7 protein-coding genes and 2 pseudogenes are annotated in these 7,116 nt (G+C 65.4%); 5 read left to right on the forward strand and 4 right to left on the reverse strand.

Annotated elements, in window-relative coordinates; genetic code table 11:
• From Q0693_RS01240 to Q0693_RS01255, 4 genes and pseudogenes are all read right to left on the reverse strand, one after another.
• Positions 1 to 365: pseudogene (locus tag Q0693_RS01240) on the reverse strand (hypothetical protein); the annotation flags it as partial.
• On the reverse strand, positions 362 to 1,483 hold the full coding sequence (locus tag Q0693_RS01245; RefSeq protein ID WP_298628557.1) for an ABC transporter permease: 1,122 nt from the start codon (positions 1,481 to 1,483) through the stop codon (positions 362 to 364). The gene Q0693_RS01245 and the pseudogene Q0693_RS01240, both read right to left, overlap by 4 nt.
• A complete protein-coding gene (ccmA, locus tag Q0693_RS01250; protein WP_243032149.1) occupies positions 1,480 to 2,334 on the reverse strand; it encodes a heme ABC exporter ATP-binding protein CcmA in 855 nt (284 codons plus the stop codon). The genes Q0693_RS01245 and ccmA overlap by 4 nt, the downstream gene beginning before the upstream one ends.
• Positions 2,321 to 2,884, reverse strand: a complete 564-nt coding sequence (locus Q0693_RS01255; RefSeq protein ID WP_298628559.1) for a TetR/AcrR family transcriptional regulator — start codon at positions 2,882 to 2,884, stop codon at positions 2,321 to 2,323. Before Q0693_RS01255 ends, ccmA begins: the two co-directional genes overlap by 14 nt.
• Before the next feature lie 116 nt (positions 2,885 to 3,000).
• On the opposite strand from Q0693_RS01255, the gene Q0693_RS01260 reads away from it, so the two are divergent.
• The 5 genes and pseudogenes from Q0693_RS01260 to Q0693_RS01280 all read left to right on the forward strand — a co-directional run.
• Positions 3,001 to 3,663: a PspA/IM30 family protein gene (locus Q0693_RS01260; protein ID WP_298628561.1), complete on the forward strand. Its 663-nt coding sequence runs from the start codon at positions 3,001 to 3,003 to the stop codon at positions 3,661 to 3,663.
• 132 nt (positions 3,664 to 3,795) lie between these two features.
• Positions 3,796 to 4,434 (forward strand): hypothetical protein, encoded by a 639-nt coding sequence (locus Q0693_RS01265; RefSeq protein WP_298628563.1) that lies wholly within the window; start codon positions 3,796 to 3,798, stop codon positions 4,432 to 4,434.
• Between the two features lie 8 nt (positions 4,435 to 4,442).
• Positions 4,443 to 6,290, forward strand: a complete 1,848-nt coding sequence (gene dxs, locus Q0693_RS01270) for a 1-deoxy-D-xylulose-5-phosphate synthase (protein WP_298628565.1) — start codon at positions 4,443 to 4,445, stop codon at positions 6,288 to 6,290.
• Positions 6,277 to 6,891: an MBL fold metallo-hydrolase gene (locus Q0693_RS01275; RefSeq protein ID WP_298628567.1), complete on the forward strand. Its 615-nt coding sequence runs from the start codon at positions 6,277 to 6,279 to the stop codon at positions 6,889 to 6,891. Before dxs ends, Q0693_RS01275 begins: the two co-directional genes overlap by 14 nt.
• Positions 6,888 to 7,116: pseudogene (locus tag Q0693_RS01280) on the forward strand (hypothetical protein); the annotation flags it as partial. The gene Q0693_RS01275 and the pseudogene Q0693_RS01280, both read left to right, overlap by 4 nt.

Genomic DNA, 7,116 nt, shown 5'->3' on the forward strand with positions numbered 1-7,116 from the left:
ACCCCCTCCTCGGGGAACAGGGGGAAAAGCCCCTTCGGGCGGTAGCCGAGCCGCACCGCCAGGGCCAAGGGGCCGGCGCCCCCTTCGGCAAAGGCCATTCCCCCAAGCCCCCCCGTTCCGGCCTCGGTTTGCAGGCCATAGACCAGATACCCTAAGGGTCCCAAGGCCAGGCTGGAGGAAAAGCCCAAGGCCCCACGGGTCTCCTGTCCCAGTTGGAGCCTGAGGAAGGCCTCTCCGGGCTCCAGGGTGAAACCCGCCTCCAGGGTAGAGACCAAGGCCCCAGGGACCCCATAGACCCCGGCCTCGAGGCGCCCCTGGGCCAGGGCCAGACCCAGAAAAAGCAACCCTGCCCACCACCCCCTCATGCCACCACCTGCCTTTGGAAACGTGCGGAGGCCAAAAAGAGAACCAGGGCGGAGAAGAGGAAGAGGGCCAAAAGGTGGGGCCACAGCACGCCAAACCCCACCCCCTTCAGCATCACCCCCCGCAGAACCTCTATAAGGTAGCGGGCGGGCACCAGGTAGGAAAGCAGCTGGAAGAAGCGGGGCATGCCCTCTATGGGAAACACGAACCCGGAAAGGAAGATGGTGGGGAAAGCATAGGCGTAGGTGCCGAAGACCGCCTGCACCTGGGTGCGGGCCAGGGTGGAGATAAGCACCCCTGCCGCCAAGGATCCTAGGACGAAGAGGAACATGGCCAACAGCAAAAGGGAAAGACTCCCCTTTATGGGTACCCCGAAGACCCAGTGCCCCAGGGCCAGCACCAAAAGGGCCACCCCAAAGGCGATGACAAGATAGGGCAGCACCTTGCCCAAAACCATCTCATAGGGTCGAAGGGGGGCCACCAGGAGGCTTTCCAGCATCCGGCTTTCCACCTCCCGCACGATGGATAAGGCGGTGAGGAGGACGGTGAACATGGTGAGCACCAGGCCGATGATGCCGGGGATCATGAACCAGGCGGTCTTGTTCTCCGGATTGTAAAGGGTGTGCAGGCTGGGGCTCAACGGCGGCAAAACCGCCTCCCCCGCCAGAGCCCGGCCCACCAGGATGCGGGCGTTCACCTCCTGGATGGTCTTCCGCAAGGCCGCCTGGGCCTGGAAGGCGAAGTTGGGGTCGGCACCGTCCACATAGACCTCTAGGGCCACGCTCTCCCCCCGCCGCACCTTGTCCAAGGCCCCGGGAGGCACCACCAGCCCCACCCGGGCCTGGCCCCGGTCCACCGCCTGGAGCACCTCCTCTGGGCTTGCCGCCCGGAGGACCAGGCGGAAGCGGTCCTCCTGGATGAGCTCCGCCAAAAGCGCCTTGCTGATGCGGTCTTGGGAGGCGTCGTATACCGCCAAAGGGATGCGGTTTAAGGTGAAGTTGATGGCGTAGCCGAAGAGGAGGAGCATTAAGGTGGGTAACAAAACGATCAATCGCGGCAGGACATGGTCCCGGCGGATCTGCAAAAACTCCTTTCCGGCCAAGGCTAGAATCCGGTTCATAGGGCCTCCTGGGTGAGGAGGACAAAGACATCCTCCAGGGTGGGCTCCACCTCCGGGAAACCCGAAAGGGGGGCATCCCGCCTGGCGATAAGCCTGGTGCCTTCCCCGCTTTGCCAGGCCTCGAGGACCCCTGGCATCCCCCGCACTTCCTTGGGGGAAAGGCCGGGCGCGAAGAGGAAACGGGCCCGCTTCTTGGCCAGAGCCTTAAGCTCCTGCGGGGTCCCAAGGGCCAGCACCCGGCCCCCGAAGAGAAGGGCTAAGCGGTGGCACCGCTCCGCCTCGTCCATGTAGTGGGTGGTGACCAAGACCGTGGCCCCCCCTTCTGCCTCCTGGTGGATCAGGTCCCAGATGCCCCGGCGGGAAAGGGGGTCCAGGCCGGTGGTGGGCTCGTCTAGGAGGAGGACCTCAGGCCGGTGCACCACCGCCTGGGCCAAGGCCAGGCGCTGCCGCCAGCCCCCGGAAAGGTGGCCGGCCAGGGTCTTGGCGTACCTCTCCAGGCCAAAACGCCTCAGGGCTTCCTGCACCAAGGCTTGGGCCTGACGGCGGTAAAGCCGGGCGCGGAAGAGGAGGTTCTCCTCCACCGTGAGGTCGCGATACACGGACACCTCCTGGGGGGCATACCCGATCCGCTCCTTGAGGGGGTAGCGCTCCCTTTCCACCTCCCGCCCCGCTACCCAGACCCGGCCCGCATCCGGCCTCAGAACCCCCGTGAGGATGCGCACCAAGGTGGTCTTCCCCGCCCCGTTGGGCCCCAGGAGGCCGAAGACCTCCCCGGGGCGCACCTCGAGGCTCACCCCGTCCAAGGCCTTGAGGCTACCAAAGCTCCGCGTGACCTCCTCAACCCGCACCATACCTACCCTCCAGGTATCCCTTTACGTACGCCCCCTTGTCCAAGGGCAGGCGCACCCCCAAAGCCTCCCCCAAAAGGAAACGGGCCATCAAGGGACCCACAAAGGCCAAGGCCATCTCCTCCGGGGCCTCGTCCAGGCGGAGGAAACCCTGTTGTTGCTTGGCCCGGAAGAAGGCCATCACCCTTTCCAAGACCCTCAGCATGCCCTCCGGGGGGCCCGGGCCCCTTAGCTGGGGGTGGCGGAGGAGCTCGGCCAGCAGCTTGGGCAAGAAGGCCTGGTGGGCCTTAAGGAGGTCCAGATAGGCCTCCAAAAGCTGTCTCAAGCCTTCCTCCAGCGGGGTATCCTCCTCGGGCAAGCGCTCCAGAAACCCCGCGGGGATGAAGCGGGAAAGGGCCGCCCGCAAAAGGGCCTCCTTGCTGCCAAACCGCCGGAAAAGGGTCACCTCGTTGACCCCGGCCCGCCGGGCGATCTCCTTGGTGGTGGCCCCCTTATACCCCCGCTCGGCCAGAAGCTCTAGGGCAGCCAGAAGGAGCCTCTCGCTGGGGTCCATGCCTCCCGCAGCCTCATCCGGCTCTGAAAGCAAGCGCATACTTTCAAGGCCAGGCTACCGCCCCCTCCCCTAAAGGTCAAGGTAGTGTGGCATACTCAATCCTAGGAGGCAAAGCCATGACCCTTTTGGACCGTCTAAGCCGCCTTATTCGCGCCAACCTCAGCGACCTTCTCCGCCGGGCCGAGGACCCGGAGAAGATCATCAACCAGGCCCTGGAGGATATGAAGGGGGCCTTAAGGGAGGCCCGGGAGCAGGTGGCCGCCGCCATGGCCGAGGGCAAGCGCCTGGAACGGGAGGTGGAAAGCCACCTTAAGGAAGCCTCCCTTTGGGAGGAGAAGGCCAAGGAGGCCCTTAAGGCCGGCCGCGAGGACCTGGCCAAGGAGGCCCTTAGGCGCAGGAAAAGGGCTTTGGACCTGGCCGAGGGCTTCAAGCAACAGGCGGAGGAGCAAAGGGCCCTCATCGGTCGCCTCATGACCCAGCTCAAGGCCCTGGAGGCCAAGATCGACGAGGCCGAGGCCCGCAAGAAACTCCTCCTCGCCCGCAAGAAGGGGGTGGAGGCCGCCGAGGCGGTGCGGCGGATGGAATCCAAGCTGGATGCCCACCCGGCCCTCGAGGCCTTTGAGGAGATGGAGGCCCGCATCCTGGCCATGGAGGACCGGCACGAGGCCCTAAAGGAGCTGGACGGCCAGGACCTGGACAAGGAGCTCGCCGCCCTATCCGCTGACAGGGACCTGGAGGAAGAACTCCTTCGCCTCAAGCGGGAACTGGGCCAGGCCTAGGCCGCATACCCCCAATACTCCCCCTAGACCCTCCCCGCTTGGGCCCTTTGCGGAAGCGCCCTATAGGCCATGCTTGGACTGAGGCAAAAAGTGTGGGCCGGCCCACGGGACCTAAGGGGTAAACTCCCTATCATGAGGCGGAACCTTATGGCCCTTGCCCTCCTCCTCTCCGCCTGCATCCCCCAGGCTACCCCCCAGGAGGCCCGACCCCTCCTGAAGGAAACCGGCTTTTACCCCGCTACCACGGGGCTGGAGTGGGTGTATGTGCCCGAGGGGGAAGCCCTTTCCGCCCCGCCCTACCGGGTGCGGGTGGATGGCCCGGCCCTTTATGAGGGGCAGGAGGCCTTGCGCTACCGAAGCTTTGGCCGGGGGGAGGATAGGGTCTACTACCGGCAGGTGGGGGCCTTTGGCGTGCGGCTTTTAGGCTTCCAGGACCCTTCCGCCCGGGTGGTCTTCACCCCGCCCATCCTGGAGTACCCGCCGGAAGCCCTCCTGAGCCCGGGCTACCGCTGGGGGGGTAAGGTGACGGTGCGGGTGGAACTCCTCACCCCTGGGGGGCGGGAGCCCTTGGCCCAAGGCGGCCTGGGCTACTCCATGGAGGTGCTGGAGGAGCGGGAGGTACGCCTGCCTGCGGGCGTCTTCCGGGTGTACCGGATCCGTCAGGTGTATCAGGATGAGCGCGGCCAGGATGCGCGGGAGGTCTGGTTCGTTCCCCGGGTGGGGGAGGTGCGCACCCGGGAAGGCCGCATCCTGGTGGAGAAGAACTTCTAGGGGGAAAGATGGTACTGGACAAGGTGAATAGCCCTGAGGACCTTAAGGGTCTGAGCCTCGAGGAGCTCCTGGAGCTGGCCGAGGAGATCCGTAGCGAGATCATCCGGGTCACGGCGCAAAACGGCGGCCACCTGGCAAGCTCCCTGGGAGCGGTGGAACTCATCCTGGCCCTGCACCGAGTCTTCCAGTCCCCAAAGGACCGCATCCTCTTTGACGTGGGCCACCAGGCCTACGCCCACAAGCTCATCACCGGGCGCAAGGACCGCTTCCACACCCTGAGGCAGGAAGGGGGGCTTTCCGGTTTCACCAAGGTCTCCGAGTCGGAGCACGACGCCATCACCGCCGGCCACGCCAGCACCTCCTTGGCCCACGCCCTGGGCATGGCCATCGCCCGGGACCTCAAGGGGGAGGACCACCACGTGGTGGCGGTGATCGGGGACGGGGCCCTTACCGGAGGCATGGCCCTGGCCGCCCTCAACAAGATCGGGGAGCTGGGCAAGAGGATGCTCATCGTCCTGAACGACAACGAGATGAGCATCTCGGAGAACGTGGGGGCCCTCAACAAGTACTTCAAGGAGCTCCAGATAAGAAAGTGGGTTCAGGATGCCGAGAAGCTGGGCCGGAGCATCCTGGAGCATATCTCTCCCAAACTCTTTGGCCTGGTGGACCGGGCCAAGGAGGCGGCCAAGCTCATCCTGCACCAGGAAAACCCCTTCTATGCCTGGGGGATCCGCTACGTGGGCCCTGTGGACGGCCACGACCTAAGGGGCCTCATCCACATCTTGGAACACTTGAAGGAGCTGGACGGCCCCACCCTCCTCCACGTGGTCACCCAGAAGGGCAAGGGGTACAAGGTGGCGGAGGCCGACCCCATCTACTGGCACGGGCCTTCCGGCTTTGACCCCCTTAGGCCGGAAAAGGTCTCCAAGGGCTACACCTGGAGCCAGGCCTTTGGGGATGCGGTCACGGAGCTGGCCCACCTGGAACCCCGCCTCTTTGTTCTCACCCCCGCCATGCGGGAAGGCTCGGGGCTGGTGCGCTACTCCCTGGAGCACCCCGAGCGCTACCTGGACGTGGGCATCTGCGAGGACGTGGCGGTGACGGTGGCGGCAGGCATGGCCTTAAGGGGCCTAAAGCCCATCGTGGCCATCTACTCCACCTTCCTGCAACGGGCCTACGACCAGGTGATCCACGACGTGGCCATAGAAGGCCTTCCCGTCATCTTCGCCATAGACCGGGCGGGGCTGGTGGGGGCGGATGGGGCCACCCACCACGGGGTCTTTGACATCGCCTACCTGCGCACCATCCCCAACCTGCACATTGCCGCCCCCAAGGACGCCTTGGAGCTCAGGGCCATGCTGAAAAAGGCCCTGGAGATCGGGGGCCCAGTGGCCATCCGTTACCCCCGGGACAATGTGGAGCGGGTTCCCGAGGGCAGCTGGCCGGAGATGGCCTGGGGCCGGTGGGAGGTGCTCAAGGAGGGCACCGAGGTTTACATCCTGGCCTTTGGCAAGACCTTGCGGTACGCCCTCGAGGCCGCCCAAGACGACCCCCGGGTGGGGGTGGTGAACGCCCGCTTCCTCAAGCCCCTGGACCGGGAGATGCTAAGGGGGCTTGCCCGCTACAGGCTCCTCACCGTGGAGGACCACCAGGGGATGGGGGGGTTTGGCAGCGCGGTCCTCGAGGCCCTTAACGAGATGGGCTTAAAGCCCGAGGTGAAGGTCCTAGCCCTTCCCGACCGCTTCTTTGAACATGGTCCTATCCCGAGCCTCCACCGCCAGGCGGGCATAGACGCCCGGGGCATCCGGGAAGCCTTGGCCGGGATGGGCATCCTTCCCCTCCATGAGCGGGCCTGAGACCTTGCGCTTTGCCGCCAACCTCTATCGCCTTCCCGCAGAAGGGGGGTATTTCCTGGTGGATGCCGGGCTCCCTTGGGAGGCGGGAAGGCTTCTTAGACTTCTCCAGGAACCCCCCAGGCTCCTTTTTCTCACCCACCACCACCTGGACCACGCGGGCGGCGCCCGGGCCCTTTGGGCAAGGTTTGGCCTTCCCATCCTGGCCCATCCCCGGGAGTGGCCGTATCTCCTTAAGGAAAAGCCCAGGCCCCCCTTGCCCATCCCCTTCTTGGGCTCCTGGTTGGCCAACCTGGCCCCACCCCTTCCCCGGGAGGCCTTAAGGCCGGTGGAGGAAGGGGAGGAGATCCTGGGGTGGAGGGTGGTGGAGCTCCCCGGCCACACCCTAGGGCAGGTGGGGCTTTTCCGGGATGGCCTCCTCCTCGCCGGAGACGCCTTAAGGGGACACGGCCTTCCCCCCCGGTTCATCAACGAGGATCACGCCTTGGCCAAAAGGACGGTGCGCAAAATCCTGGACCTGGGGGCGGAGAAGGTCTATGTGGGCCATGGAAAACCCCTCTCTCGGAAAGAGGTGGAAGCGTTGGCCCTTAGACTAGGGGTATGAAAAGACTCCTGGCCCTCCTTGCCCTGGGCCTTTCCGCCCTGGCCCAGGAAGTGGTGGTCTACCCTGGCTTTGCCGAGATTAGAGAACCCGTGGTCCTCCCCCCTTCCGCCTGGGCCTACCTGGCTGGGGAACGGCTTTCCAGGATGGTACCGGGATCCTTAAGGCTCCTTGGCGTGGAGGAAACAGAGCGGGTCTACCAGGGCACCGCGGTCCTCTTCCGCTACC

Source organism: uncultured Thermus sp. (assembly GCF_938010445.1).
GTDB classification, from domain to species: Bacteria; Deinococcota; Deinococci; order Deinococcales; family Thermaceae; genus Thermus; species Thermus altitudinis.

Coding starts and splice junctions, on each gene's coding strand:
- ccmA (WP_243032149.1), bottom strand. CDS start 2,334: ATGGTGCGGGTTGAGGAGGTCACGCGGAGCTTTGGTAGCCTCAAGGCC.
- Q0693_RS01245 (WP_298628557.1), bottom strand. CDS start 1,483: ATGAACCGGATTCTAGCCTTGGCCGGAAAGGAGTTTTTGCAGATCCGC.
- dxs (WP_298628565.1), top strand. CDS start 4,443: ATGGTACTGGACAAGGTGAATAGCCCTGAGGACCTTAAGGGTCTGAGC.
- Q0693_RS01260 (WP_298628561.1), top strand. CDS start 3,001: ATGACCCTTTTGGACCGTCTAAGCCGCCTTATTCGCGCCAACCTCAGC.
- Q0693_RS01255 (WP_298628559.1), bottom strand. CDS start 2,884: ATGGACCCCAGCGAGAGGCTCCTTCTGGCTGCCCTAGAGCTTCTGGCC.
- Q0693_RS01265 (WP_298628563.1), top strand. CDS start 3,796: ATGAGGCGGAACCTTATGGCCCTTGCCCTCCTCCTCTCCGCCTGCATC.
- Q0693_RS01275 (WP_298628567.1), top strand. CDS start 6,277: ATGAGCGGGCCTGAGACCTTGCGCTTTGCCGCCAACCTCTATCGCCTT.